Here is a 26,444-nt window from a genome sequence, read left to right as displayed (position 1 = left end):
GGCTATCAGCGCGTGGGGAGCTCGCGGTGCCGACTCGCGCCGGAGCCACCCGAACGGCCGCCTTCGCGTGCCCTCGGGGAGTCTCTCGCGCCCCCGCACCGGCGATCGCGGTCTTCTGCCCTGAGGGGCGCGGGGAACGGCGCGACCAGCCACGACGCACCCGCACCCTGCGACGCGCCCGCCCCGCGCAGGGGCCCGAAAAAGCCGCGCCGACTCGCTACGGAGCAGTCGACTGGTGGTGGGCCCGGCTTACGTCGAAGACGCCCGGGACGTTGCGCATGGCGCGCATGAGGGCTGGGAGATGTGCGGCGTCCGGGAGCTGCAGTGTGTACGTATGGCGTACGCGCTGCTGGCTGGGCGGTTCGACGGTCGCCGAGACGATGGCGACGCCCTCCAGGGCGATCGCCTCGGTGAGGTCGGCGAGGAGATGGGGCCGCCCGAAGGACTCCGCGAAGAGCGTGACACGGCACTCGCTGCTGTCGCCCCAGCGCACCTCCACCTCCGCGCGCCCCACACTCTTCATGCGCTCCACCGCGGCGCACTCCACGCGGTGCACGGTCACCACTCCCCCGCGCACGGAGAACCCGGTGATCGCGTCCGGCGGTACGGGCGTACAACAGCCCGCGAGACGTACGGTCGCGCCGGGCCGGTCGACGACGACGTCCGCGGCGGCCGGGCGGGCGGCGGGCCCGTCCGCGGCCGGGCGGCGGGTCTCGGCGGGGGCTTCGGACGACGCGGCGGACGCCGGGTGTGCGGCCAGCCAGCGCGTGATGGCGATCCGCGCGACGGGCGTGTGCGCGTGCTCCAGCCACTCCCTGGAGGGCTCCGAGGCCGGGTCCTGACCCATGAGGAGCTGAACGGTGTCTCCGTCGCTCAGAACCGTGCTCAGCCTCGCCAGACGGCCGTTGACGCGTACGCCGATACAGGCGTGCGCGTCCTCGCCGTACTGCGCGTAGGCGGCGTCCACACAGCTGGCACCCGCGGGCAGTCCGAGTGTGCCTCCGTCGGGACGGAAGACCGTGATCTCCCGGTCCTGGGCGAGGTCCTCGCGGAGGGTGGACCAGAACGTGTCGGGGTCCGGCGCGGCCTCCTGCCAGTCGAGGAGGCGGGACAGCCAGCCGGGGCGGGTGGGGTCGGCGCGCTCGCCGTCGGCGGGGCGGGAGCCGTCACCGTCGGTCTGCTCCTCCGCGGAATCCGCGGGAGAGGCGTAGGGATTGCCGAGCGCGATGACGCCGGCCTCGGCGACCTTGTGCATCTGGTGCGTACGGATGAGGACTTCGGCGACCTGGCCGTCGGGGCGGGCCACGGCCGTGTGCAGCGACTGGTACAGGTTGAACTTGGGAACGGCGATGAAGTCCTTGAACTCCGAGACCACCGGGGTGAGACAGGTGTGCAGTTCGCCGAGGACCCCGTAACAGTCGGCGTCCTCGTTCACGAGGACCAGCAGGCGGCCGAAGTCTGCGCCCCGCAGCTCGCCGCGTTTGCGCGAGACGCGGTGCACGGACACGAAGTGCCGTGGCCGGATGAGGACTTCGGCCTGCAGACCGGCCTCACGCAGGACTCCGCGCACCTCTTCGGCGATCTCTGCGAGGGGATCGTCGGTGCGCGAGGAGTTCGTGACGATGAGTTCGCGCGTACGGGCGTACTCCTCGGGGCGCAGGATCGCGAAGACCAGGTCCTCCAGCTCGGTCTTGAGCGCCTGGACACCCAGGCGTTCGGCGAGCGGGATGAGGACGTCCTTGGTGACCTTGGCGATGCGTTCCTGCTTCTCGGGCCGCATGACTCCGAGGGTGCGCATGTTGTGCAGCCGGTCGGCGAGTTTGATCGACATCACGCGGACGTCGCTGCCGGTGGCGACGAGCATCTTGCGGAACGTCTCGGGCTCGGCGGCCGCTCCGTAGTCGACCTTCTCCAGCTTCGTCACGCCGTCGACGAGATAGCGGACCTCCTCGCCGAACTCGGCGCGGACCTGATCCAGCGTCACCTCCGTGTCCTCGACGGTGTCGTGGAGCAGGGAGGCGGTCAACGTCGTGGTCTCCGCGCCCAGTTCGGCGAGGATCAGCGTCACGGCGAGCGGGTGCGTGATGTACGGCTCGCCGCTCTTGCGCATCTGGCCGCGGTGCGAGGACTCGGCGAGGACGTAGGCGCGGCGCAGCGGGTCGAGGTCGGCGTCGGGGTGGTGGGCCCGGTGGGCCTCGACCACATGGCCGATCGCGTCGGGCAGCCGGTCGCGGCCCGCGGGCCCCAGGAGAGCGGCCCGGCCCAGGCGCCGCAGATCGATCCGGGGGCGGCCCCGCCTGCGCTGCACCGCGGGCGTGATGGGGCCGGGCGTCGCGGGGTTCGTGGCCTCCGCACTCATGGGCACCTCCGGCTGCGTTGACCGGCGGACGGGGCGCCCCATGGCGTACGCGGCTCTGGGGATGGCGTCGTTCCCCCGTCCGGGCCGGTCCTTGATGCTACCGAGCCCACCACGCCCGACTGACCGCCTCTGGCCGAGCGTGAAACGGATCACCCATTCGAGCGAAGGTTCAGGGGGTCGCGTTTTCGAGCCAATCGGTGTCGATCTCACCCTCTGCGACGATCACCGCGGGCCCGGTCATCTCGATCTCGCCGTCGGGGCGCTCAGTGATGACGAGCCGACCGCCGGGCACGTCAACGGTGTATGTGGCCGGTGTGCCGGTCACGGCGGGGTCGGCGCCGTCCCTGCGCGCCGCGGCCACGGCCACGGCGCACGCGCCCGTGCCGCACGAGCGGGTCTCGCCCGAGCCCCGCTCATGGACACGCAGAGCAACGTGATGAAGGCCACGGTCGACGACGAACTCGACGTTCACGCCGTCCGGGTACGCGGACAGTGGGCTGAACGGCGGGGGGGCGTACAGATGTCCGGCGTGGTCGAGGTCCTCGACGAAAGCGACGGCGTGGGGGTTGCCCATGTTCACGTTGCGGGCGGGCCAGCTGCGGTCGCCGACGGTCACGGTGACGTCGCCCTCGGGGAGGACCGCCTTGCCCATGCCGACGGTGATGTTGCCCTCCTTGGAGAGATGCACGGTCTTCACGCCCGCGCGCGTGGCGACCGCGATGTCCCCTTCGGCCACATGTCCGGCGCGCTGGAGGTAGCGGGCGAACACACGCACTCCGTTGCCGCACATCTCCGCGATCGAGCCGTCGCCGTTGCGGTAGTCCATGAACCATTCCGCTTCGGCCGCCATCGAGCGGGCCTCGGGGTGCGCGGCGGACCGTACGACATGCAGCAGGCCGTCCCCGCCGATGCCCGCGCGGCGGTCGCACAGGGCCGCGGCGGCGGCCGGGGGCAGGTCGATGGTGTTCTCGGGATCCGGGACGATCACGAAGTCGTTCTCGGTCCCGTGCCCCTTGAGGAAGGCGATCCGCGTGCTCATTCCTCGATCGTAAGGGGTCGGTACGACAGCCCGGCATGCCCGCCCGGTCACGGCAGCGCGGCCGAACGGTCCGGCAGGCGACCGCGCGGGCGTGACGCCGTGCCGCGGAGGTTCCCGGAGGGCCTCAGCGCAGGCGGGCCACGCGCCACACCGCGAGCACCACGGCCGCGGCGACGAGGACGGCGTACGCGATCGCGACGCGCCAGTCGGGGCGGCGGCCCGAACCGCGCTGCGGCAGGCCGGGCCACGTGTAACCCACGCGGCGGGCTGCCATCATTCCCCAGCCCGCGGCGCAGGAGCAGATCAGCAGGCCGAGCATGGCGATCATGGCTCCGCTGTCGCCGAAGTCGAAGGCCAGCGGGAAGGCGAACATCAGGGAGCCGAGAGCGGCGAGACTCACGATGGGGGCGAGCTGCCAGATACGCATGCGGCGCTGCGGGCGCAGCTCCACCTCGACCTCGGGCCCCGGGTACATCTCATCGGGCTCGGGACCGTCCGCGGTCACACCACCGATGATCTCGTCGGGGCCGTCCGGGCTCAGCCGGTCCCCGTCGGGGTCCTGCTGGTCCTGTGCGGTGTCGTGCACCCCGCCGGTGACGGTGTCCTGCTCCGCGCCTGGTGCGGTGTCACGAGGGCCGGCCTCCATCGCCACGCGCCCTCCCCACTCGGACTCCACTTGGTCGATCGAAGCTCGATGATGGCACGGCCCCAGAGGCCCGGATGACGGCCGGAGCGTCCCGATGCCAGGACGTGATCAGGCTGTGACCGGTCGTTCGACCAACGCCAGCGCAAGCTGCGGAAGTTCTGTGAGATCCGCCGCGGCCCCACTGAGCCAATGCACCCGCGGATCGCGTCTGAACCAGGAATCCTGACGGCGCGCGAAGCGCTTGGTGGCACGTACGGTCTCGACCCGCGCCTCGTCGTCGGTGCACTCCCCGGAGAGCGCCGTGAGCATCTGCTGGTAGCCGAGCGCGCGCGACGCCGTACGCCCTTCACGCAACCCCTGCGCCTCCAGTGCGCGCACTTCCTCCCCGAGGCCCCCCTCCCACATGCGGTCCACCCGGCGGGCGATGCGCTCGTCGAGCTCGGGGCGCGCCACGTCGACACCGATCTGCAGGGTGTCGTAGACGGAGTCGTGGCCCGGGAGGTTGGCGGTGAAGGGTCTGCCGGTGATCTCGATGACTTCGAGGGCCCGGACGATACGGCGGCCGTTGCTCGGCAGGATCGCGTGGGCGGCCTCGGGGTCGGCGACGGCGAGCCGGGCGTGCAGGGCGCCGGAGCCCCGCAGGGTGAGCTCCTCCTCCAGGCGGGCCCGTACCTCGGGATCCGTACCGGGGAATTCGAGATGGTCGACGGCACCTCGGACGTACAGGCCGGAGCCGCCCACGAGGATGGGCCAGCGGTCCTCCGCGAGGAGCGCGTCGATGCGGATGCGCGCGAGCCGCTGGTACTCGGCGACGCTCGCCGTCTCCGTCACGTCCCAGATGTCCAGCAGATGGTGGGGAACACCGCCGCGCTCCTCGGGCGTCAGCTTGGCGGTGCCGATGTCCATCCCCCGGTAGAGCTGCATCGAGTCTGCGTTGACGACCTCACCGCCGAGGCGCTGGGCGAGGTGGACGCCGAGATCGGACTTTCCGGCCGCGGTGGGACCCACGACGGCGATGACCCGCGGAACGGGAGCTGCTCTACTCACCGTCACAGTCTCGCAAACCCGGGGCCCACTTCTCGAACGAGCTACGTGACGGTACGGGGCGGGGGTCGTTGCCTGTTGCGAGGTTCCAGCCGCCGGTTTCGAGAACCGGTGACCCCGGGCGACGCAATGGGACGCACCGGGAGACGCGGAATTTCGCCCACACGAGCAGGGTATGGAGACGAAATGGGCGTTTTTGCATGGCTTCTTCGTAAAGAGAGGTCTGAATCAAAGGGGTCGGAGTCCGAAGGGTCCGAGTCCCACGGGCCCGAGGAGGCGTCGACCGGCGGGGCGCGGACGGACGGTCTGACGGCCGGATCCGACGCGGAGACTTCGACGGAAGCGGGGGCTGAACCGGTTTCGGAGGGGGCGACGAAGGGCTCGACCGACGCCGGGGGCGGGCCGGAGGCCGCGGTCGCCGGGCCCGAGGCCGCCTCTTCGAGCGCGTCCGCTACTGCGACCGCGCCTTCGACTGCGACCGCGAGTGCGGCTGCGGAGTCCGTCGAGGGCGGGGAGTCCGCGGCGGAGGCCGTCGAGATCCCGAAGCAGCAGTCCGCCGAGAAGGCTGCCGACAGCGAGGTCGGCGAGAACGCCCGTCAGTGACGGCGTGACGCCTCCGTCGCCCGCGCGGGTGCCGTCCTCGGCGTCGTGAGCGACCACACTTCGGCGGACGGCCTCGGAGCGATCGCGGCTCCGGGGCGTCCGCCGTGTTCTCGGGAGGCCGGGTCCTGCGGATCGCGCCATGCGGGCCCTGCGGGCTGTGCTGGCCGCCAGGGGGCGTTCGTCGACTGCGGGTGCGCTGTGGGCTGGTCGTGCCGTTCCCCGCGCCCCTGGGGCGGCTGGGCTGGGCGCGGTCGGCACGCGGTCGGCGCTGTGGCCGGGCGGGGCGAATGCGTCTGCCCTCGGGTGCCGGTCCGCCGTGGCTGGTCGCGCAGTTCCCCGCGCCCCTGACAGGGCGGCCCCACCCTGACGGGGCTGGGCGGGGCCGGCAGGCGCTCGGCGCGGTCGCCCCTGGACCCTCACTAGCCCCTAGCCCCTAGCCGCAGGCCCCAAGCGGCGCTACGACCAGGTCGCGACCATGTAGCCGACGCCGTAGGGGGCGTCCTCGTACAGCAGGGTGCCGTCGAGGTCCGCTTCCTGGGCCGCGCCTGCGAGCACCTGCCAGGGGGCCCGGCCAGAAGCCTTCAGTTCGTACGCCAGCTCGGCGTCCAGGGCCTTGAGAGCGGCCACGTCCGCTGTGCCCAGCGCACGCGCGACCTCCGCGTCGAAGCCGGCCGCCCGCTCGTCCAGGTAGCCCGGCGCCTTGAGCGTGCGGCACGCACTGGAGTCGCCCATCACCAGCAGTGCGACTCTCCCGCTTCCGGCGGCGATCTGCTGCCCGACTTGGATACACCGCTCGGCGGCGAGTGGTTCCCCCACGCCGAGGCCCTCGACAGGAGCGTCCGACCAGTCCGTACGGCCGAGCAGCCAGGCGGCGACCGCCAGCGAGGCAGGCAGTGCGGCCGGCAGCACACGTCCGGCTGCCGCGGAGGAGGGCGCGGCCGGTCCCTCGGAGGTGCCGACTCCGCTCCGGAGTCCGTTCCCGCCGAGCCGCACGCCGAGGTCGACACCGAAGCCGCGGAACGAACCGCGGGAGCCCTCCGGATGCGGCCCGCGACCGCTCTCCTCGGCGGGGCCCACGACCACCAGCCGGTCCGGGCGGGCGGCGGCCAGTACTCCCAGGGCGTCCGTGCAGGCGGCACGCGCGGCGTCGAGTTCGGGCGCGGCCCCCGCGGCCACGTCGGGGACGAGCAGGGGCGGGCAGGGGCACACGGCCGCGGCGACAAGCATGATCGGCAGCGTAACCCCGCGCGGCGGCCGGGTGTCAGTCCTCGATCAGCACGTCGGAGAGGTCGATGACGGTGAGCACGAGAACAACCAGTTTGCCGTCGCTGATCACGTACTCGACGAACAGGTTGCGCGACAACGCGATCTCACGCGTCGACTCGTCGCCGCGAACGGAATGGGAGAGCTTGTGCCGCGGCTCGGTCACCAGTATGGCCAGGCCGCGCTCCAGCACGTCACGCCGGTCGGCGGGCAGGCTGTCGCGCACCTGGGCGGCCTCTTCGGTGAACGAGACCCTGCAGGGCAACACGTGATGCTCCTTCCCGCCCGTCATGTGCCAGGCCGTCAGTCCAGACCGCAACCACTGCCCGCGGCGACCGGCAGCGGCTCCGGGACACCGATCTGCGGCAGCCCCAGCATGACGCCGACGGGCTTCGCGGCCTCGGCGGTGTTGCGCTTCTCCCAGGCGTCCCCCGCGCGCGTGCGGCGCACGTCCAGCGTGGCTCCCTCGGCGAGGAGGTGGTGCGGGGCGGCGTACGTGATCTCTACGGTGACGACGTCGCCGGGGCGGACCTCGGCGTCGGGCTTGGTGAAGTGCACCAGGCGGTTGTCGGGGGCGCGGCCGGAGAGGCGGTGCGTGGCGCCGTCCTTGCGGCCCTCGCCCTCGGCGACCATCAGCTCCAGGGTGCGGCCGACCTGCTTCTTGTTCTCGTCCCAGGAGATCTCCTCCTGGAGGGCCGACAGGCGCATGTAGCGCTCCTGCACGACCTCCTTGGGGATCTGCCCCTCCATGGTGGCCGCGGGGGTACCGGGGCGCTTGGAGTACTGGAACGTGAAGGCCTGCGCGAAGCGGGCCTCGCGGACCGCGTGGAGGGTCTGCTCGAAGTCCTCCTCGGTCTCGCCGGGGAAGCCCACGATGATGTCGGTGGTGATCGCGGCGTGCGGGATCGAGGCACGGACCTTGTCGATGATCCCGAGGAACCGGTCCTGGCGGTACGAGCGGCGCATCGCCTTAAGGACGGTGTCCGAGCCGGACTGCATCGGCATGTGGAGCTGCGGCATGACGTTCGGGGTCTCGGCCATGGCGGCGATGACGTCGTCCGTGAAGTCGCGCGGGTGCGGCGAGGTGAAGCGCACCCGCTCCAGGCCGTCGATCTTCCCGCAGGCCCGCAGGAGCTTGCTGAAGGCCTCACGGTCGCCGATGTCGGTGCCGTAGGCGTTCACGTTCTGCCCGAGCAGGGTGATCTCGGAGACGCCCTCGCCGACGAGGGCCTCGATCTCGGCGAGGATGTCGCCGGTCCTGCGGTCCTTCTCCTTGCCGCGCAGCGCCGGGACGATGCAGAAGGTGCAGGTGTTGTTGCAGCCCACGGAGATGGAGACCCAGGCGGCGTACGCGCTCTCGCGGCGGGTCGGCAGCGTCGACGGGAACGCCTCCAGGGACTCGGCGATCTCGACCTGCGCCTCTTCCTGGACGCGGGCGCGCTCCAGGAGGACGGGGAGTTTGCCGATGTTGTGCGTCCCGAAGACGACGTCCACCCAGGGCGCCCTCTTCACGATGGTGTCGCGGTCCTTCTGGGCGAGACAGCCGCCCACGGCGATCTGCATGCCGGGCCGCTTCGTCTTCATCGGCGCAAGCCTGCCGAGGTTCCCGTAGAGGCGGTTGTCGGCGTTCTCCCGCACCGCGCAGGTGTTGAAGACGACGACGTCGGCGTCCCCGTCGGAGCCTTCGGGAGCGCGCACGTAACCGGCGCCCTCCAGCAGCCCGGAGAGCCGCTCGGAGTCGTGGACGTTCATCTGACATCCGTAAGTGCGCACTTCGTACGTTCTGGTCAGGTCCACTGCCCGGCTCCGGTCGCTGCTGCTCATGCGACAAGGGTAGGTGGTGCCCGGAGTGCGCCCCGCCCCCCGGGCTCCGAGTGCGCCCCACCCCGTGGAGCCCCGAGTGCGCCCCCCAGGCACCGCCCTGGTCATCCGTGCCGGTGAGCTGGCAGGATCGCGCGCATGTTCCAGGCACTCTCCCCCACCGGCCGACGCCGGGCCCTGCAGGGTTCGGCCGCCGCCTTCGTGGCCTTCGGGCTGCTCCTGTGGTGGCTGCTGCCGCTGGGCGAGAGCTCGCCGGGCGGGAAGGTCGTCTTCAGTACGGGGACACGGACCGGCGTGTATCAGCTGTACGGAAACCTGCTGCAGGAGGCGCTCGCCAAGGACATGCCGCGCCTCGACGTGGACCTGCGACAGAGCGAGGGCTCCCAGGAGAACGTGGCACGGGTGGCGACCGGAAAGGCCGACTTCACCATCGCGGCGGCCGACGCGGTCGAGAAGTACAAGGAGAGCGGCAAACCCGGCGCGGACCTGCTGCGCGGCTGCGCGCGGCTGTACGACGACTACGTGCACGTGGTCGTCCCCCAGGACTCCCCGGTGAACTCCATCGCGGACCTGAAGGGCAAGAAGGTGGCGATGGGACAGCCGGGTTCCGGGGTGCTCCTGATCGCGAGGCACGTGCTGGCGGCGGCCGACCTCGGTCCGAAGGACGTCAAGCCGGTGTACGCCGGTATCGCGGACATGCCGAAGATGCTGGAGAAGAAGAAGATCGACGCGTTCTTCTGGTCCGGCGGGCTGCCGACCGGTGCCGTCACCGACCTTTCCGAGCGTTTCGACATCAAGCTGGTCCCGATCACGGCCGACCTGGTCGCGAGACTGCACCAGCCGGGCGCGGGGTCCAGCTACTACCGGTCGGCCCTGATGCCCGCGGACACCTACCACGGGGACCGCAACGATGCCGCGGTACCGACGGTGGCGGTGGCGAACCTGCTGGTGACGCGGGCCGGGACGGACGCGACGCTCACCGAGGGGATGACCCGGACAGTGATCAACAGTCGCGACCGCATCGGCAAGGAGGTACACGCCGCACAGCGCGTGGATCTGCGGACCGCCATCTACACCGACCCGCTGGAACTGCACGAGGGCGCACAGCGCTACTACCGCTCGAACAAGCCGTAGCAGCCCGGCCACGGGCGGCCCCCGACCGGCGGTGGGTACTGAGCACACCCTCCCCGGCCCCCTGTAGGCCCTCTGTAGGCCTCTGTACGCCCGCTCAGGCCCCGGACATCGTCCGGGGCACCGTGACCGTCACCTTCAGCCCGTGCGGCTCGTGGTGGGCGTACGCGATGGAGCCGCCGCCCGCGGAGAGCAGCGCCCGGGAGATCGACAGGCCGAGGCCCGAGCCCTTGATGTTCTGGTGGCCCGCGCTGCGCCAGAAGCGATCGCCGACGCGGGTCAGTTCCTCGTCGCTCAGGCCGGGTCCGCGGTCGGTGACGACGATCGTCGAGACCTCCCCGTTCGAGGCCACCCCGACCTCGACGGACTCTCCCTCGGGCGTGAACTTCAGCGCGTTGTCGATGACCGCGTCCAGGGCGCTTGACAGGGCGACGGCGTCGACCCACGCGGTCGTCGCCGGGCACGTCCCGACGAGCCGTACTCCCTTGTCGTCGGCGACCGGCGACCAGGAGGCCACGCGTTCGGCGGTGAGTTCGCCGATGTCGGTGAGCCGCAGGTCCGCATCGGCGTGCTCGGCGAGAGCGAGGTCCAGGAGGTCGTCCAGGACATGGGCCAGGCGCTTGCCCTCCGTACGGACGGCAGCGATCTCCTCGTTGCCCTCGGGCAGTTCCAGCGCGAGCAGTTCGATGCGCAGCAGCAGGGCGGACAGGGGGTTGCGCAGCTGGTGCGAGGCGTCGGCGACGAAGGCGCGCTGCTGCTCCAGGACCTCCTGGACGTTGTCGGCCATCTCGTTGAAGGACCGGGCCAGGCGCCTGAGTTCCGGCGGTCCGCCGGCGGCGGCGACCCGGGACTTCAGGCGGCCGGTCGCGATGTCGTGGGTGGTGGCGTCGAGGACGCGCACGGGCCGCAGCACCCAGCCGGTCAGACGCAGCGCGGCGCCGAGCGCGAGGAGCATCGCGCCGGTCTCGCCTGCGCCGATGACGAGCCAGCCGTGCAGGATCCTGGACCGCATCTGTCCGGTGGGCGAGTCGGTGACCACGACCGCGACGACGTCACCGTCCCGGATGACGGGGGACGCGACGACGAGACGGTCCCGCTGCCACGGCCAGACCTGCGCCGGGTCATGGCTGCGGCGGCTCTGGAGTGCTTCGTCGAAGGCGGCGCGGACCTCGCCCTTCCTGGGGATGGTCCAGTCCTCGGGCGCGTTGGCCATGATGTCGTCGTCGCGGTAGAAGACGCCCGCGTTGATCCCGTACAGCCTCTGGTACGTGCCCAGTTCCTGCCGGAGCGTCTCGCCGCGCTGTTCCGTGGCGCTGACCCGTGAACCCTCCGGGCGGTCGGCCACGAACTGGGCCAGGGACGCGAAGCGCGCCGTGTCGTCGATGCGGTCGACGACCACCTTCTGCTGCTGGGCGGCCGCCAGGCTCACGGCGAGCGGGATGCCCAGGGCGAGCAGGATGGCCGCCATCAGGACGATGAGCAGCGGAAGAAGACGTGTGCGCACCGGGGCCCGCTACGCGGCAGGCGCGACGAGCCGGTAGCCGACGCCGCGCACGGTCTCGATCAGGGCCGGCATGCGCAGTTTGGAGCGCAGCGACGCGACATGCACCTCCAGGGTGCGGCCGGTCCCCTCCCAGCTGGTGCGCCAGACCTCGCTGATGATCTGCTCCCGCCGGAAGACCACTCCGGGCCGCTGGGCGAGGAGCGCCAGCAGGTCGAACTCCTTGCGGGTCAGTTGGACGACCGAACCGTCGACGCTGACCTGCCGGGTGGGCAGCTCGATGCGTACGGGTCCCAGGCGCAGCGCGTCGTCACCGGGGGTCGCCGCGTCGTCGGGGACGGTGCGCCGGGCGACGGCGTGGATACGGGCGAGGAGTTCCCCGGTGTCGTAGGGCTTCACCACGTAGTCGTCGGCGCCGAGGTTGAGTCCGTGGATCCGGGAGCGTACGTCCGCGCGCGCGGTGACCATGATCACGGGCGTGCTCGTCCGCTTGCGGATCTTGCCGCAGACCTCGTATCCGTCCTGGTCGGGCAGGCCGAGGTCGAGGAGCACCACTCCGAAGCCGTTGCCTTCCGGAACGAGTGCCTGGAGGGCTTCCTCGCCGCTGCGGGCGTGTGTGACAGCGAAACCGTGGCGTGCGAGGACCGCGGACAGAGCGGCTGCTACGTGGTTGTCGTCCTCGACGAGGAGCAGTCTCATCACGGCCCCCTTCAGTTCATCGTTCGTACGTCGTCGGCGCGTAGACAGTGGAAGGACCTACGTTCTCGGCGGTCGGACTCGGCCACGCGCGCGTGTCCCCTGGCAGTCAGGCCGATGGACGCCGACGGCGTCAAGCGTGTTCGGGGCGCGGCCCGCATCCGTTACGCAGCCGGTACGCGCCCGAGGCGGCCTTCACGAAGAGTGTCTGTTCGCCGCCGGATCGTTATGCTCAATTTCCCCTCAGATGTGATGACGCTGATCGTGCGGCGTCACTACTGTCCTCCGCAACCGAGGAGGACGGAGCTAGAGGCCGATGACCGAAGTATCGGTGACCAAGGACGCCCTGCCCGCGGCCGACGATCTGGTCGTACTGAAGAACGTCAACAAGCACTTCGGTGCGTTGCATGTACTTCAGGACATCGATCTGACCATCGCCCGTGGTGAGGTTGTCGTGGTCATCGGACCCTCCGGGTCCGGAAAGTCCACCCTGTGTCGCGCGATCAACCGGCTGGAGTCGATCGAGTCGGGTTCGATCACGATCGACGGAAAGCCACTGCCCGAGGAGGGCAAGGCACTCGCCCGTCTGCGTGCAGACGTCGGCATGGTGTTCCAGTCGTTCAACCTGTTCGCACACAAGACAGTGCTCGAAAACGTGATGCTGGGCCAGCTCAAGGTCCGTAAGGCGGACAAGAAGGACGCCGAGGAAAAGGCCCGCGCTCTGCTCGACCGGGTGGGTGTCTCCGCCCAGGCCGACAAGTACCCCGCGCAGCTCTCCGGCGGGCAGCAGCAGCGTGTCGCGATCGCACGAGCGCTGGCGATGGGTCCCAAGGTCATGCTCTTCGACGAGCCGACGTCGGCTCTCGACCCGGAGATGATCAACGAGGTCCTGGAAGTCATGCAGCAGCTCGCGCGTGACGGAATGACGATGGTCGTAGTCACCCACGAGATGGGATTCGCCCGTTCGGCGGCCAACCGCGTCGTCTTCATGGCGGACGGACGCATCGTCGAAGAGGCTGTGCCGGACCAGTTCTTCAGCAACCCGCGCAGCGACCGGGCGAAGGACTTCCTGTCGAAGATCCTGCACCACTGACGACCTACGTCACCCGCACGCCGGATCGCACTCCTTCACCACTCAAAGGATGTTCACCATGAAGCTCCGCAGGGTCACCGCCGCCTCGGCCGCCGTCCTCGCACTCGCTGTCGCCGCCACCGCGTGCGGTTCCGACGACAAGGACGACAGCAGCAGCTCCTCCTCCGGGGGTGGCGACAAGAAGATCACGATCGGCATCAAGTTCGACCAGCCCGGCATCGGCCAGAAAACGCCGGACGGCTACGCGGGCTTCGACGTCGACGTGGCGACGTACGTCGCGAAGAAGCTCGGCTACAGCGAGGACCAGATCACCTGGAAGGAAGCGAAGAGCGCCGACCGCGAGACCATGCTGCAGCGTGGTGACGTCGACTTCATCGCCGCCTCCTACTCGATCAACGACGAGCGCGCCGCGAAGGTCGACTTCGCCGGCCCGTACCTCCTGGCCCACCAGGACGTCCTGATCCGCTCCGACGACAACTCGATCAAGTCGCCGGCCGACCTCAACAGCAAGAAGCTGTGTTCGGTCACGGGCTCGACCTCGGCGCAGAACGTCAAGGACAAGCTCGCCCCGAAGGCCCAGCTGCAGAAGTACCCGACGTACTCCGCGTGTCTGACCGGTGTGCAGAGCGGCGCGCTCGACGCACTGACCACGGACGACTCGATCCTCGCCGGTTATGCCTCGCAGGCGAACTTCAAGGGCAAGTTCAAGCTCGGCGGCTTCAAGATGACCAACGAGAACTACGGCATCGGCATCAAGAAGGGCAGCGACCTCAAGGCCAAGATCAACACGGCTCTTGAGGAGATGGTCTCCGACAAGTCGTGGGACAAGGCCGTGGAGGCCAACTTCGGCCCGGCCGGATACAAGAACGAGCCCGCCCCGAAGATCGGCGACGTCGTCAAGTAAAGCGGGATCCGTCCTGACCGGTGCGTCGTCCTCCTGGGGCGGCGCACCGGTCAGGAGGAGCCCTCCCCACACGCGGAAGCGCGGGAGATCGTGTTCGATTTTCTTGAAGGTTACGACTTGTGGGCAGCCTTCTGGACGACGGTGCAGCTGACCGTCCTGTCCGCCGTCGGCTCCCTGATCTGGGGGACCCTGCTGGCCGCCATGCGGGTCGGCCCGGTGCCTCTTATGCGCGGCTTCGGTACCGCCTACGTCAACATTGTGCGGAACATCCCGCTGACCGTGATCATTCTGTTCTCCTCCTTGGGTCTCAGCCAGACGCTGGGCTTCAACATGGGCTCCAGCAACTTCGACGACGTCAACTTCCGGCTCTCGGTGCTCGGCCTGGCCATGTACACCTCGGCCTTCGTGTGTGAGGCCCTGCGCTCAGGCATCAACACGGTGCCGGTCGGCCAGGCCGAGGCGGCTCGCGCCATCGGCCTGAACTTCACCCAGGTGCTGTCGCTGATCGTGCTGCCGCAGGCGTTCCGTTCGGTCGTCGGTCCACTGGCGAACGTCCTGATCGCATTGACGAAGAACACCACGGTGGCCGCGGCGATCGGCGTGGCCGAGGCGGCGGCGCTGATGAAGGAGATGATCGAGAACGAAGCGCAACTCCTGCTGATTTCGGCAGTGTTCGCCTTCGGGTTCATCTGCCTGACACTGCCGACCGGTCTGATCCTCGGTTGGGTGAGCAAGAAGGTGGCGGTGAAGCGATGAGCTCGGTCCTCTACGACGCACAGGGCCCGCGCGCCAAGCGCCGGAACGTCATCTTCACGGTGGTGTTCGTGGCCGTCCTCGTCGCGGCGCTGTGGTGGGTCTACAAGACGCTCGACGACAAGGGCCAGTTGGAGTGGGTGCTGTGGAAGCCCTTCTTCACCGGCACCGAGGCCTGGTCGGCGTACATCTGGCCGGGCCTGAAGAACACCCTGATCGCCGCGGCGCTCTCGATGATCATCGCCCTGCCGCTCGGTGCGTTCTTCGGCATCGCCCGGCTGTCCGACCATGTCTGGCTCCGGGTGCCCGCGGGCGCCGTGGTGGAGTTCTTTCGCTCCATCCCGGTACTGATCCTGATGATCTTCGCCAACGCCGCGTACTCCCAGTACACGAACGTCAGCTCGGACGACCGTCCCCTGTACGCGGTCGTCACCGGCCTGGTGCTCTACAACTCCTCGGTCCTCGCCGAGATCGTCCGGGCGGGCATCCTCTCGCTGCCCAGGGGACAGGCCGAGGCCGCGTCGGCCATCGGTCTGCGCAAGAACCAGGTCATGCGGTTCATCCTGCTGCCGCAGGCGGTCACGGCGATGCTGCCGGCGATCGTCAGCCAGCTCGTGGTGATCGTGAAGGACACGGCACTCGGCGGCGCGGTCCTCACCTTCGCCGAACTGCTCGCCGCGGCCAACACGATGAGTGCCTACTACGGCGCGAACACCATCGCCAGCTTCACGGTTGTCGCGGTGATCTTCATTGTGATCAACTTCTCGCTCACGAGCTTCGCCGGCTGGCTGGAGACCAGGCTGCGCCGCGGCAAGAAGTCCACCGGTGCGGTCCTCGGCGCGGACGCGGTCGAAGAGCTCAACACGCCCGGTGAGCACGTGGACGGCGCCCGCTGAGCCGACAGGGGCAACTGAACGGCCCACGTACGCGGAAGAACTGACGTGGTGTGAGCAACCGGAGGCAGTGGCGTCGTCGCCACTGCCTCCGTCACTTGACGCAAGCACCGGCAATAGGTTGCATACGTTCTGTGATCGTGTACCCCGCTCCACCTGCGAATCCCGGTAGGACACCCAGTAGGCCGCTCCGGGCAGGGGGCACCGCGCCGTGGACCCGGTGATCATCGTCGGAGCGGGGCCCGTAGGACTCACGCTCGCCCTGGCGCTGGCGCGTCAGGAGGTCCCGTCGGTCGTGCTGGACGAGGGCCCCGGCAAAGACGAACAGCGGCTCGCGCGTACGGCCGTGCTGCGCGAGGACACGGCCGCGCTGATCGGGCGGCTGACGGGTTTCCTCGTTGACGAGGCGGGCTTCCGTTGGTCCGGATGGCGGTCGATGCGGCGCAAGCAGGTGATGCGGGAGATCACGTTCGGCGAGGACGATCCCATGCTGCTGCACCTCCCCCAGCACACGCTGACGGCCGCCCTGCGCGCGGCGATCGGGACCGAACGCCTGGTCAGGGTCGCCGTGGAGAGCCGTCTCGACTCCCTTGAGCAGGAGACCGCCGGCGTCACCGCGCACACCCGGGGCCCCAAGGGCACCTGGTGGCGCGGCAGCTACCTGGTCGGCTGCGACGGGCCCCGCTCGACGGTGCGCAAGCTCCAGGACATCCGATTCCCGGGACGTACGGCCGTCGAACGCCACGCCGTCGCCGCGCTGCGTACGGAACTCCCGTGGCCCGGGCAGGCGTTGCTGCACCGCACGCCCCCGTGGCGGACCTCGGGCCCCCCGGTCTCCGAGGTGACCGCGCGCCCCCTCGCCGACGACGTGTGGCGCATGGACTGGCTGCTGCCACCGGGCAAGGACCTGGTCACACCGGACCTCCTGGTGGCACGCGTCCGGGAGACCCTGGCGGGCTGGAGCAGGGGCACCACCCCGCCGTACGAGCTGCTCGACACCGGGGTCCACACGGTCCACCACCGGCTGGCGCGGCGCTGGCGGGCCGGCCGGGTCTTCCTCGCCGGGGACTCGGCGCATCTGCTCGGCGCACTCGGCACCCAGGGCCTCGACGAGGGCCTGCGGGACGCCGACAACCTCGCGTGGAAACTGGCCCTCGCCTGGCACCACGGTCCGCACGAGGCACTGCTCGACAGCTACCAGGTGGAGCGGCGTGCGATCGTCGCCGCGCGCCTGCGCGCCGCCGACCAGGCACTGCCGCTGCTGCGAGGCGGAGGACTGCGTTCCGCGGTGCCCGGGGCGGCCCGCGGCCATGACGCCCTCCTCACGGACGGACACCTGGGGCGCGGTCCATTGGGCACGCCGGGGGCGTACGCCAATTCACCGCTCGCACCTCCGCACGCAGAGTCCGCGGTCGAGGTCGACACGGAGGCGGGCGCCGCGATCGCCGATGTACGGGTGACGGCCGAGGACGGTTCGTCCGTGGCCCTGCGCGACCGGCTGGGCAGGGGCGCGCTGCTCGTGCTGCTGATCGCGCCGGGGACCGTGGTGTGGGACCGCAAGCACTGGGTGACGGCCGGGATCATGCCGCGGCTCGCCGCCGCCGTGACCGCGCTGCCGCACCGGGCCGAGCTGCTGGTCGCCGAGAGCTACCCGGGCGCGGCCGCGCACACCGTGCTGCTGATCCGCCCGGACGGACACCTGGTCACGGCGCTCGGCGGGGTGCGCCCCGCCGACCTCTACGAGGCCGCGGAGGCGGCACTGGGTGGCCCCCGCACCACGGCGGAGGCGCCCGCGGGCAAGTCCTGAAAGGGGCTTGTCTCCCCTGCGAAGGGGGCTGCTGTCCAACCAATGACACTGAGTTGACCGGCCCGCACCCTCATGGTCTACTCCGGATCGTGACCGACACCTGTGTGCGCCTGTGGCGGAGGGTCCATATGGACCTGATCCGCTATGCGGGCTGCGTGTGTCGCCCGTCCTGCTGAATTCGCATCCTCTGAAATCCCGCGCGCGAGGCCTCTCGGCTGCCGCGCGCACCCACGCGAACGCTTGTCAGGACGGTACCCGTGTCTGTAACACCCTCTGCTCCCGCTTCCGCCGGTTCCACCGCCTCCACAGGGGCCCGCACTCCCACCCAGGCCGAGCTGCTGGACTTCGTACGGCGCACGGCCGCCGACGCCGAACTGATCGCTTCCCTGCCGCTCGATCCCGAGGGCCGTACGTGGGTACGCCTCGAAGGTCCCGGCGGAAGCGAGGCCTGGCTCATCGGCTGGCCGCCCGGTACGGGCACCGGCTGGCACGACCACGCCGAGTCGGTGGGCGCTTTCCTCACCGCGTCCGGCGAACTCAAGGAGAACTCGCTCGTCGCACGGCTGCCCACGGACGGCTGGAAGACCCTCGAACTCACCGAGGGAATCGACCGTGAGCGGCGGCTGTCGGCCGGCAAGGGCCGCTCCTTCGGCCGCCACCATGTGCACGAGGTGCTCAACGAGTCCACCGAGGAGCACGCCGTCTCCGTGCACGCGTACTACCCGCCGCTCCCCCGGATCAGCCGCTACAGCCGTACCGGCCAGGTGCTGCGCCTGGAGCAGGTCGAGCGCCCCGAGGACTGGCAGTGACGGCCGAACGTCCCGTGGCTTCCGCGCGTTCCGTGACGGCCGAACGCCCTGTGGGGATCGACGAGTTGCTGGAGCGGGTCCGTGCGGACCTGGACCGGGTCGAGGCGGTGGCCGCCCATGAGGCCGCGGAGGCGGGCGACACCCTGCTCGTCGACATCCGGTACGCGGCGCTGCGCGAGCGCGACGGCCTGATTCCCGGCGCGCTCGTCGTCGAGCGCAACGAACTGGAGTGGCGGCTCGACCCCCAGGGCAGCCATCGCGCTCCCGAGGCCACGAGCCACGACCTGCGTGTCGTGGTCGTCTGCAACGAGGGCTACGCGTCCAGCCTCGCGGCCGTCTCCCTGCGACAGCTGGGACTGCATCGGGCGACGGACCTGGTGGGAGGCTTCCAGGCCTGGCGAACGGCGGGACTGCCGGTGGCCACAGCCTAGGGCTGTGGTCGACCGGGGCGCGGCGGTCTCCTCGGACGTGGGAGACGCGCGCCCTGGTTCCACCTCGCCCACAACCACACACGCACGACAACAGCAGCCCTCTGAAGGGGAGTTGTCACTTACTCGGATCGAAGCACTCCGGTGACAGCGTGACAGCCAGCTCCGGGCCCGAGCGCGATGGGCGCCCCCGCGCGTCCACCGTGCCCAGACCCCGCACCGGAAATCGCAGGGACCGTAGGTCCCCTCGGTGAAGCCTCTCGACTCCCTCAGAACTCCTCGTCGCCGAGGAGTTCTGTGTCCTCGCCCTCTTCCTCAAGCGCCTGGCGGACCACGCGCAGGGCGGTACCCTGGGAGTAGCCCTTGCGGGCGAGCATGCCCGCGAGGCGCCGTATGCGCTTGTCGCGGTCGAGGCCGCGCGTGGAACGCAGCTTGCGCGCCACGAGTGCGCGTGCGGTCGCCTCCTCCTGGTCGGAGTCGAGTTGTGCGACCGCCTCGTCGATCAGTGTGGAGTCCACGCCCTTGGTCCGCAGCTCCTGGGCGAGGGCCCGCCGGGCGAGACCCCGGCCGTGGTGGCGGGACTCCACCCAGGCGTCCGCGAAGGCGCCGTCGTTGATCAGCCCGACCTCTTCGAAGCGTGACAGCACCTCGTCCGCCACGTCGTCCGGGATCTCGCGCTTGCGCAACGCGTCCGCCAGTTGCTTTCGCGTGCGCGCGGTCCCGGTGAGCAGGCGCAGACAGATCGCCCGCGCCTGCTCAGCCGGGTCCTTCGGCTGCTCCGCCTTCTCGGCCCTCGACGAGGAAGGGGCGCCTCCGTCCTGTGCGTCGCCGGACGCCTCTCCGAAGCCACTGCGCCGGCCGCGCCCTCGCCGAGCACGGCCTCCGCGCCCCGGAGCATCCTGGTCCCGCGCTCCGCCGTCCCGGTCTCCTCCGTCCCCGTCCCCGTACGGCCACTCACCGGCGCCGCGCCCTGAGCCGGCGCCCGATGAACCGCTGCCTTCCCGCGGACCGTCACCGCGGGACTGACCACCGCCGCGCCTCCGACCGTTCGCAGGTCGGCGGTCTCCCCCGTGCTCGCCGTATGCCCCGTCCGGGCCCGAGGCGCCGGGACCGAACGGCTCACCCCCGCCGTACGGTCCACCGTCCTCGTACACGCTGCCGCCTTCGTCCGCGCCACCTCTGTCGGCAGAGCCGAAGTCTCCCCCGTGGCCCTGGCCCTGTCCTTGAGGGGCGACGGGGTAGACGTGCTCGGCCCAGTCCGTTCGTCGTGTCACGGACTAGCTCTTGGCCGCCGCGGCCTTGGGCTTGACGGTCTTGGTCGCGGGAGCGGGAACAGTCTTCGCGCCCTCCGCTGCAGCGACCGGCACCGCCGCGTCCGCGCCCGGCTCGGCAGCCGGCTTCTCCTTCTCCGGCTTCACACCGACGCCCAGCTTCTCCAGGATCTTCTTCTCGATCTCGTTGGCGAGGTCGGGGTTGTCCTTGAGGAAGTTGCGCGCGTTCTCCTTGCCCTGGCCGAGCTGGTCGCCCTCGTACGTGTACCAGGCGCCGGCCTTGCGGACGAAGCCGTTCTCCACGCCCATGTCGATCAGGCCGCCCTCGCGGCTGATGCCCTGGCCGTAGAGGATGTCGAACTCGGCCTGCTTGAAGGGCGGTGCGACCTTGTTCTTGACGACCTTGACGCGGGTGCGGTTGCCGACCGCGTCGGTGCCGTCCTTCAGGGTCTCGATACGGCGGATGTCGAGGCGCACCGAGGCGTAGAACTTCAGCGCCCGGCCACCGGTCGTGGTCTCCGGCGAGCCGAACATCACGCCGATCTTCTCGCGGAGCTGGTTGATGAAGATCGCGGTGGTCTTCGACTGGTTGAGCGCGCTGGTGATCTTCCGCAGTGCCTGGCTCATCAGCCGGGCCTGCAGGCCCACGTGCGAGTCGCCCATCTCGCCCTCGATCTCCGCGCGCGGCACCAGGGCCGCGACGGAGTCGATGACGATGAGGTCGAGCGCGCCGGAGCGGATCAGCATGTCCACGATTTCCAGAGCCTGCTCGCCGTTGTCCGGCTGCGACAGGATGAGGTTCTCGATGTCGACGCCGAGCTTCTTCGCGTACTCGGGGTCGAGGGCGTGCTCCGCGTCCACGAAGGCCACCTGGCCGCCGGCCTTCTGCGCGTTCGCCACCGCGTGCAGGGTCAGGGTCGTCTTGCCGGAGGACTCCGGCCCGTACACCTCCACCACTCGGCCGCGCGGCAGGCCGCCCACACCGAGAGCGACGTCGAGTGCCGTCGAGCCGGTGGGGATGACCTCGATGGGCTCGTTCGGCCGCTCACCGAGGCGCATCACCGCGCCCTTGCCGAATTGCCGTTCAATTTGTGCGAGCGCGGCGTCGAGCGCCTTCTCGCGGTCGGTTCCTGCCATGGGTTCCACCCGATTTGCTTGTGTCGATCGCTTCACGTCAAAGACGCTAACGCCTGCCACTGACAATCCGCCCCGACGCCCGTCCAGCCTGTGGATAACTCGGGCACTTCCGCATGAAATCCCCGCCCGCATCCCGTTCCGGGCTTCGCCAGAACCTCCATGAGAATGGATGTTCGATTTTGATGTCAAGCGCATCAGGCGCCGGGGCGAGGGTGTGTCGCGACCGTGCGGCCGGACCGTTCCGGGGCCGCCTGGACGGCCCGGGACGACCTCAGGAAGAGGCGCGGGGCCCGTCACCCTCACTCGGCGGCGAACCCTGGGAACCCCCGCGCAGCAACTGCCGTACGCGCTTCAGGAGGGTGCCGGAGCCTCGTTCGCGGCGCCCGTGCACCCTCGGGTCGTCCGTGACGGCGTACCTCTTCACGTACGCCCCCAGGAAGGCCTGCAGGGTGGCGATCGCCGGGATGGCGATCAGCGCGCCGACGGCTCCGAGCAGGGCGGTGCCCGCGATGACCGACCCGAAGGCGACCGCCGGGTGGATGTCCACGGTCTTCGCGGTCAGCTTGGGCTGCAGCACGTAGTTCTCGAACTGCTGGTAGATCACGACGAAGACCAGCACCCACAGCGCGTACCAGGGGTTGACCGTGAAGGCGATCAGCATCGGCAGGGCGCCCGCGAGATACGTACCGATGGTGGGGATGAACTGCGAGACCAGTCCCACCCAGACGGCGAGCACGGGCGCGTAGTCCACGCCCAGGAACTCCAGCAGGACGTAGTGCGCCAGGCCGGAGATGAGCGCCATCAGGCCGCGCGAGTAGAGGTACCCGCCGGTCTTGTTGACGGCGATCTCCCACGCGCGCAGGACCTCCGCCTGCCGGGACGGAGGCAGGACCGAGCACAGTGCGCGCCGCAGCCGCGGGCCGTCGGCGGCGAAGTAGAACGCGAACAGGGTGATCGTCAGGAGCTGGAAGAGGCCGCCCAGCACCTGCGCGGACACGTCCAGGACGCCGGTGGCGCTGTTCTGCACGTACTTCCGGAGCCAGTCGGAGCGCAGCAGGCTGTCCTGGATGTCGACACGGCTGAGTTCGGTGTGGAAAGTGGTGTTGATCCAACTGATCACCGAGTCGACGTACTTCGGGAAGTCCTCGACGATGTCGATGATCTGCCCGGCGAGCATCGAGCCGAGCAGCGCGATGAAGCCCGCGCTCACGATCATCGTGAGGAGGAACACCAGGCCGGTGGCCAGCCCTCTGCGCATGCCGAACGAGGACATCCAGCTCACCGCGGGCTCTATGGCGAGGGCCAGGAAGAACGCGATCAGGATGTTGATCAGCAGCCCGGTCAGCTGGTGGAAAGCCCAACTGCCCAGCTGGAAACAGGCGATGAGGGCAAGGGCGAGCACCATGGCCCGCGGCAACCAGCGCGGCATGCGGACGCCCCCCTCGACCGCGCCTCCGGCCGGGGGCCTGGGAGGTGTCGTGCCGAGCGGTGATGCGTGCTGTGCGACCTGCGCGGTCTCATCTGTCGATGCCACGGGCCAAGTCTCGCCCACGCCACCGGCAATCGACCCCACTCCCCCGGATCTTCGTGACCGCTCAGCGCGATTCGTGGGGAACGTTCACCGCGGTACACACCGCGCGCCACACGTCCTTCGCCTCCCAGCCCGCGTCCAGCGCCTGCCGCACCGTACGTCCGCCGAGTTCCGACATCACATGATCGCGCGCGAAGGTGTCGGCGTACTCCGTACCGAAGTGATCCGACATCCGCTCCCAGAAGACCGTCAACCGCATGACTTCATTATCCCGCCCCTGAGGGTGGGCCCGAGCCGGGACCGCTTGCCGAGAACGCTTTCCGTCCTACGGTCTGACCCATGGCCGAAACAGGAGCATCCACACTCCCCCCGACGCCCCCGGCGCACACTCCCGTCGCCCGCGCCGAGCAGTTCGTCTGGCTCACCGCGCGCGTGCTGGAGCAGCGGCGTTTCGCGTACCACTTCCTGGGCGACGGCGCGGACGCGGTGGAGACCGCGCTGTCCGCCTACCGCAACGAGGACGACGGGTACGGCCACGCGCTGGAACCCGATCTGCGAGGCCCGGTCAGCCAGCCCCTGCACGTCGGGCACGCGCTGCGGGTCCTGGACTCGATCGGGCGCTGCGGCGGCCAGCGGGTGGAACGCGTGTGCCGTTACCTGACCTCTGTGTCGACGCAGGACGGGGCGCTTCCGGCGATCCGTCCCAGCCAGCGGGGCTATCCGTCGGCACCCTTCGTACCGATCGTGGACGATCCGCCCAGCGAACTGCTCGCCACCGGCCCTGTGGTGGGCCTGCTGCACCGCAACGAGGTGTGGCACGCCTGGCTGTTCCGGGCCACCGACTTCTGCTGGCAGGCGGTGGAGTCCCTGGAGAAGACACATCCGTACGAGATCGAGGCCGCCGTGGCCTTCCTGGACTCCGCTCCCGACCGGCCGCGCGCGGAAGCAGCCGCCGACCGGCTCGGCCGTCTGGTGCGCGAACAGCGACTCGCGGTGCTGGATCCGGAACATCTCGACGCGTTCCCTGTGGCACCCGGATACGCGCCGGGGGAACACCACCTGCCGCACGACTACGCGAAGACGCCGGGCTCCCTCGCGCGCGCGTGGTTCACCGACGAGGAGATGACCCGCTCCCTGGGCTTCCTGAGAACACAGCAGCGGGAGGACGGCGGCTGGCCGATCCGCTGGCGCCAATGGGCTCCGGGCACGGCCCTGGAGGCCCGCCCGATCGTCACGATCGAGGCACTGCGCACCCTACGGGCACACGGCCTGCCGATCGGCTGACGCCTCCCTTCAGCCCGCCCCCACCCGCCATCGCGCCCCCACCCCCAACCCCCTCATCGCCGCCCCAGCCCGCTGTCGCCCCCTCAGCCGGCCATGGCCCGCACTCCTGCCGTGACCAGCACAGCCGCGGCGACGACCAACAGGAAGGGAGCACGTAGCAGCAGCGCCACGGTGGCCGCGGCAAGGCCCGCGGCCTTGGCGTCCAGCACCAGCAGCCGGCCGTCCGCGAAGGTCTGCTGAGCGGTCAGGGCGGCCAACAGGGCGACGGGCAGCAGGGCGGCCAGCCGCTGGACGAGCGGCCGCTCCAGAACACCCGCGGGAATCAGCAGCCCGATGAGTTTCACGGCATAGCAACCGACAGCGGTCACACCGATGGCTATCCAGATGTTCAACGCTCCTCCTCCGCCCCGCCACGCCCGCCGACGGACCCCGTACGCGCCCTGCGGCGACCATCGGCCCAGAGGGCGACCGGGGCGGCCAGCGCAGCCACCAGGACGGGGACCCCGGCAGGCAGTACAGGCAGCAGCCCGAGCCCGAGAACGACCGCGAGACCCGCGACAACGCGCTCCAGGGTCGTCCTGACCATCGGTGCGAGCAGCGCCAGGAAGACCGCGGGCCCGGCCGCGTCGAGGCCCCAGGCGTCGGTGTCGCCGATGGCCTCGGCGCCCAGCGCGCCGAGCAGCGTGGTCAGGTTCCACAGCACGTAGAGCGACAGCCCGGTGACGGTGAACCCGATCCGCACACTGCGCCGCGTGGGCTGGGCGAGGGCCACGGCGGTGGTCTCGTCGATGACCCACTGAGCGGCGAACGGCCGCACCGCGCGCGGGAGGGCCAGCAACTGCGACAGACGCAGTCCGTAGAAGGCGTTGCGCACCCCGAGGAAGAAGGCGCCCGCCGCGGCCGCGAACGGATTGCCCCCGCCGGCCAACGCCCCCACGAGGGCGAACTGCGAGGCGCCGGTGAACACCAGAAGACTGAGGGCACAGGTCTGCAGCACCGTGAGCCCACTGCCCGCCGAGGTCACTCCGAAGGCGAACCCGGAAAGCCCGACGGCCACCCCGACACCGAGCGCGTCCCTCACGACGGCGGCATCGGGTTTCCCGCTGTCGCCACTTCGCACATCCGCGCTTATGTCTCTTACCTGCGCGGGAACTGTTTCTTCTGTCACGCCTGGGACCGTAGGCGGGACCCCTCCCGCGGATCTTGTACGTTCTTGCGCTCGCGTTGATAGGCCCCCGGCGGCACGCCCACGATCCGGGTGAAGTGCCGATTGAGGTGCGGCTGGTCGGTGAAGCCCACGGTCAGCGCCACCTCGGCAGGCACGACTCCCGCGTCCAGCAGCCGCCGCGCGCGCCGTACGCGGACATCGGTGAGCCACGCGTGGGGCGGCATGCCGTAGGCGTCCCGAAAGGCGCGCAGCAACGCGAAGGGACTGGTCCCCAGATCCCCGGCGAGCCGCTCCAGAGTGGGTGGCCGCGCGATCCGCTCTTCGAGAACCGCACGCGCGCGTGCCGCCATCCTGGCCCCCGCCGTCCGCGGAACCCGCTGCGGCAGCGTTCCCCCGTTGATCCTCAGCAGCCGGGTCACGGCCACCCGCAACAACGTGTCGGCGGCAAGCGCATTGCCCTCGTCGGCGGCGCGCAACACCTGATGCACCAGCCCCACGGTGTACGGATCATCGACGACCGGACTCATGAAACCGGGCGCACCACGAAGAACGGTGGTCTCGGCGGCGATCTCCGCCACCAGTTCGGGCGACGGGTAGACCGCCCCGTACCGCCAGCCCTCGGGAACACCGGCACGCCCCGTATGAGGAGTATCGGGATTGACCAGCGCGAGGGCCCCGGCCCCGGCGTACTGATCGGCCCCACCGTGATGGAAGACCTCCACCCCGTCGGATATGGCGGCGATGACGAAGTTCTCGTGCGTATGCCGCACAAAGGTCTTCCGAACATACCGGGCACGCAGCAGATCGACACCGGGCAGCTCCGCGTACTGCCAGTGCCGAGCCCGCTCCTGCCCCGCACCCGCCATGCCCACATTCTCCGCCACCGACCCCCCGCACACACCTCACCCCCACCCCACACGCCCCACAACCACCAGACAACCGGCGACAGACGACGAGGGACAGGCGACAGACGACGAGGGACGGACGACGAGCGACGGACGACGGACGACGGACGACGGGGGACGAGGGACGGGCGACGGACGACAGAAGGGGCCGGTCCGGGGGTATCCGCCCGCAGCGGCTGGCGCGCAACTAGAGCACTTCCAAATCAAACAGACTCGCGCCAGACCGAGGACGGATACCCCCGGACCGGCCCCGCCCCCCCCCCCGGCCCGGCCCGCCCCCCGCCCCCCGCCCCCCCCCCGCCCCCCCCCCCCCCCCCGGGCCCCCGCGGCCCCCGCCCGCCCCCCGGGCGCGCGCCCC

General features: G+C 70.3%; 27 protein-coding genes. 11 read left to right on the top strand and 16 right to left on the bottom strand.

Annotation, left to right across the window (positions count from 1 at the left end; all coding sequences use genetic code 11):
* Positions 1 to 217: 217 nt before the first annotated feature.
* The 4 genes from ACH4DZ_RS38520 to miaA all read right to left on the bottom strand — a co-directional run bounded on the left by ACH4DZ_RS38520 (position 218) and on the right by miaA (position 5,091).
* Positions 218 to 2,359 carry a RelA/SpoT family protein gene (locus ACH4DZ_RS38520; RefSeq protein WP_398293381.1) on the bottom strand — a complete coding sequence of 714 codons (2,142 nt, stop codon included), beginning with the start codon at positions 2,357 to 2,359 and terminating at the stop codon, positions 218 to 220.
* Between the two features lie 169 nt (positions 2,360 to 2,528).
* Positions 2,529 to 3,398, bottom strand: a complete 870-nt coding sequence (gene dapF / locus ACH4DZ_RS38515) for a diaminopimelate epimerase (protein WP_398293379.1) — start codon at positions 3,396 to 3,398, stop codon at positions 2,529 to 2,531.
* 124 nt (positions 3,399 to 3,522) lie between these two features.
* On the bottom strand, positions 3,523 to 4,044 hold the full coding sequence (locus ACH4DZ_RS38510; RefSeq protein WP_398293672.1) for a hypothetical protein: 522 nt from the start codon (positions 4,042 to 4,044) through the stop codon (positions 3,523 to 3,525).
* Between the two features lie 108 nt (positions 4,045 to 4,152).
* Positions 4,153 to 5,091: a tRNA (adenosine(37)-N6)-dimethylallyltransferase MiaA gene (gene miaA, locus ACH4DZ_RS38505; protein WP_398293377.1), complete on the bottom strand. Its 939-nt coding sequence runs from the start codon at positions 5,089 to 5,091 to the stop codon at positions 4,153 to 4,155.
* A gap of 183 nt (positions 5,092 to 5,274) precedes the next feature.
* Here miaA and ACH4DZ_RS38500 point away from each other — a divergent pair, with 183 nt between their 5' ends.
* Positions 5,275 to 5,691 (top strand): hypothetical protein, encoded by a 417-nt coding sequence (locus tag ACH4DZ_RS38500; protein WP_398293375.1) that lies wholly within the window; start codon positions 5,275 to 5,277, stop codon positions 5,689 to 5,691.
* A gap of 456 nt (positions 5,692 to 6,147) precedes the next feature.
* Here ACH4DZ_RS38500 and ACH4DZ_RS38495 read toward each other — a convergent pair whose 3' ends face one another.
* Genes ACH4DZ_RS38495 through miaB form a run of 3 tightly spaced genes read right to left on the bottom strand, consistent with a single transcriptional unit; the run spans position 6,148 to position 8,778 of the window.
* Positions 6,148 to 6,918: a class III extradiol dioxygenase subunit B-like domain-containing protein gene (locus ACH4DZ_RS38495; RefSeq protein ID WP_398293373.1), complete on the bottom strand. Its 771-nt coding sequence runs from the start codon at positions 6,916 to 6,918 to the stop codon at positions 6,148 to 6,150.
* Positions 6,919 to 6,952: 34 nt separating this feature from the next.
* On the bottom strand, positions 6,953 to 7,222 hold the full coding sequence (locus tag ACH4DZ_RS38490; protein ID WP_398293371.1) for a hypothetical protein: 270 nt from the start codon (positions 7,220 to 7,222) through the stop codon (positions 6,953 to 6,955).
* Positions 7,223 to 7,257: 35 nt separating this feature from the next.
* The gene (miaB, locus tag ACH4DZ_RS38485; RefSeq protein WP_398293369.1) at positions 7,258 to 8,778 is read right to left on the bottom strand and encodes a tRNA (N6-isopentenyl adenosine(37)-C2)-methylthiotransferase MiaB; all 1,521 of its coding nucleotides are present in this window, start codon (positions 8,776 to 8,778) and stop codon (positions 7,258 to 7,260) included.
* A gap of 135 nt (positions 8,779 to 8,913) precedes the next feature.
* Between miaB and ACH4DZ_RS38480 the strand changes: the two genes are divergently transcribed.
* A complete protein-coding gene (locus ACH4DZ_RS38480) occupies positions 8,914 to 9,909 on the top strand; it encodes a TAXI family TRAP transporter solute-binding subunit (RefSeq protein ID WP_398293367.1) in 996 nt (331 codons plus the stop codon).
* Positions 9,910 to 10,003: 94 nt separating this feature from the next.
* On the opposite strand, the gene ACH4DZ_RS38475 is transcribed toward ACH4DZ_RS38480, so the two are convergent.
* A complete protein-coding gene (locus ACH4DZ_RS38475) occupies positions 10,004 to 11,410 on the bottom strand; it encodes an ATP-binding protein (RefSeq protein WP_398293365.1) in 1,407 nt (468 codons plus the stop codon).
* Between the two features lie 9 nt (positions 11,411 to 11,419).
* Positions 11,420 to 12,106 carry a response regulator transcription factor gene (locus ACH4DZ_RS38470; RefSeq protein ID WP_398293362.1) on the bottom strand — a complete coding sequence of 229 codons (687 nt, stop codon included), beginning with the start codon at positions 12,104 to 12,106 and terminating at the stop codon, positions 11,420 to 11,422.
* 313 nt (positions 12,107 to 12,419) lie between these two features.
* Between ACH4DZ_RS38470 and ACH4DZ_RS38465 the strand changes: the two genes are divergently transcribed.
* The 8 genes from ACH4DZ_RS38465 (at position 12,420) to ACH4DZ_RS38430 (ending at position 18,793) form a co-directional block, all read left to right on the top strand.
* Complete coding sequence (locus ACH4DZ_RS38465) at positions 12,420 to 13,196, top strand: amino acid ABC transporter ATP-binding protein (protein WP_398293360.1); 777 nt, start codon at positions 12,420 to 12,422, stop codon at positions 13,194 to 13,196.
* A gap of 58 nt (positions 13,197 to 13,254) precedes the next feature.
* Complete coding sequence (locus ACH4DZ_RS38460) at positions 13,255 to 14,100, top strand: glutamate ABC transporter substrate-binding protein (RefSeq protein ID WP_398293358.1); 846 nt, start codon at positions 13,255 to 13,257, stop codon at positions 14,098 to 14,100.
* 90 nt (positions 14,101 to 14,190) lie between these two features.
* Positions 14,191 to 14,856, top strand: a complete 666-nt coding sequence (locus ACH4DZ_RS38455; protein ID WP_398293355.1) for an amino acid ABC transporter permease — start codon at positions 14,191 to 14,193, stop codon at positions 14,854 to 14,856.
* Complete coding sequence (locus tag ACH4DZ_RS38450; RefSeq protein ID WP_398293353.1) at positions 14,853 to 15,749, top strand: amino acid ABC transporter permease; 897 nt, start codon at positions 14,853 to 14,855, stop codon at positions 15,747 to 15,749. Before ACH4DZ_RS38455 ends, ACH4DZ_RS38450 begins: the two co-directional genes overlap by 4 nt.
* A gap of 208 nt (positions 15,750 to 15,957) precedes the next feature.
* Positions 15,958 to 17,553 carry an FAD-dependent monooxygenase gene (locus ACH4DZ_RS38445; protein WP_398293351.1) on the top strand — a complete coding sequence of 532 codons (1,596 nt, stop codon included), beginning with the start codon at positions 15,958 to 15,960 and terminating at the stop codon, positions 17,551 to 17,553.
* Positions 17,554 to 17,642: 89 nt separating this feature from the next.
* The gene (locus tag ACH4DZ_RS38440; protein WP_310875732.1) at positions 17,643 to 17,729 is read left to right on the top strand and encodes a putative leader peptide; all 87 of its coding nucleotides are present in this window, start codon (positions 17,643 to 17,645) and stop codon (positions 17,727 to 17,729) included.
* A gap of 81 nt (positions 17,730 to 17,810) precedes the next feature.
* Positions 17,811 to 18,362 (top strand): cysteine dioxygenase, encoded by a 552-nt coding sequence (locus ACH4DZ_RS38435; protein ID WP_398293349.1) that lies wholly within the window; start codon positions 17,811 to 17,813, stop codon positions 18,360 to 18,362.
* Complete coding sequence (locus ACH4DZ_RS38430) at positions 18,359 to 18,793, top strand: rhodanese-like domain-containing protein (protein WP_398293348.1); 435 nt, start codon at positions 18,359 to 18,361, stop codon at positions 18,791 to 18,793. Before ACH4DZ_RS38435 ends, ACH4DZ_RS38430 begins: the two co-directional genes overlap by 4 nt.
* 266 nt (positions 18,794 to 19,059) lie before the next feature.
* Here ACH4DZ_RS38430 and recX read toward each other — a convergent pair whose 3' ends face one another.
* The 4 genes from recX to ACH4DZ_RS38410 form a co-directional block, all read right to left on the bottom strand.
* On the bottom strand, positions 19,060 to 20,064 hold the full coding sequence (gene recX, locus ACH4DZ_RS38425; RefSeq protein ID WP_398293346.1) for a recombination regulator RecX: 1,005 nt from the start codon (positions 20,062 to 20,064) through the stop codon (positions 19,060 to 19,062).
* A 3-nt stretch (positions 20,065 to 20,067) separates the two neighbouring features.
* Positions 20,068 to 21,198 (bottom strand): recombinase RecA, encoded by a 1,131-nt coding sequence (gene recA / locus ACH4DZ_RS38420; protein ID WP_398293344.1) that lies wholly within the window; start codon positions 21,196 to 21,198, stop codon positions 20,068 to 20,070.
* 271 nt (positions 21,199 to 21,469) lie between these two features.
* The gene (locus ACH4DZ_RS38415) at positions 21,470 to 22,732 is read right to left on the bottom strand and encodes an AI-2E family transporter (RefSeq protein WP_398293342.1); all 1,263 of its coding nucleotides are present in this window, start codon (positions 22,730 to 22,732) and stop codon (positions 21,470 to 21,472) included.
* A gap of 61 nt (positions 22,733 to 22,793) precedes the next feature.
* Positions 22,794 to 22,988: a DUF3046 domain-containing protein gene (locus ACH4DZ_RS38410; protein ID WP_107021447.1), complete on the bottom strand. Its 195-nt coding sequence runs from the start codon at positions 22,986 to 22,988 to the stop codon at positions 22,794 to 22,796.
* Between the two features lie 80 nt (positions 22,989 to 23,068).
* On the opposite strand from ACH4DZ_RS38410, the gene ACH4DZ_RS38405 reads away from it, so the two are divergent.
* Positions 23,069 to 24,013 carry a hypothetical protein gene (locus ACH4DZ_RS38405; RefSeq protein ID WP_398293340.1) on the top strand — a complete coding sequence of 315 codons (945 nt, stop codon included), beginning with the start codon at positions 23,069 to 23,071 and terminating at the stop codon, positions 24,011 to 24,013.
* A gap of 83 nt (positions 24,014 to 24,096) precedes the next feature.
* Here ACH4DZ_RS38405 and ACH4DZ_RS38400 read toward each other — a convergent pair whose 3' ends face one another.
* The 3 genes from ACH4DZ_RS38400 to ACH4DZ_RS38390 are packed head-to-tail and all read right to left on the bottom strand — an operon-like array spanning position 24,097 to position 26,047.
* Positions 24,097 to 24,405 carry an AzlD domain-containing protein gene (locus tag ACH4DZ_RS38400; RefSeq protein ID WP_398293338.1) on the bottom strand — a complete coding sequence of 103 codons (309 nt, stop codon included), beginning with the start codon at positions 24,403 to 24,405 and terminating at the stop codon, positions 24,097 to 24,099.
* Positions 24,402 to 25,145, bottom strand: coding sequence for an AzlC family ABC transporter permease (locus tag ACH4DZ_RS38395; RefSeq protein WP_398293670.1), 744 nt, complete (start codon positions 25,143 to 25,145; stop codon positions 24,402 to 24,404). Before ACH4DZ_RS38395 ends, ACH4DZ_RS38400 begins: the two co-directional genes overlap by 4 nt.
* A 32-nt stretch (positions 25,146 to 25,177) precedes the next feature.
* On the bottom strand, positions 25,178 to 26,047 hold the full coding sequence (locus ACH4DZ_RS38390) for an AraC family transcriptional regulator (RefSeq protein ID WP_398293668.1): 870 nt from the start codon (positions 26,045 to 26,047) through the stop codon (positions 25,178 to 25,180).
* Between the last annotated feature and the right edge of the window lie 397 nt (positions 26,048 to 26,444).

Origin of the sequence: Streptomyces sp. NPDC017991 (genome assembly GCF_044328075.1) — a bacterium.
Taxonomy (GTDB): Bacteria; Actinomycetota; Actinomycetes; order Streptomycetales; family Streptomycetaceae; genus Streptomyces.
Note: the sequence above shows the minus strand (reverse complement) of the source record. Positions and strands in the feature narration are given on the sequence as shown.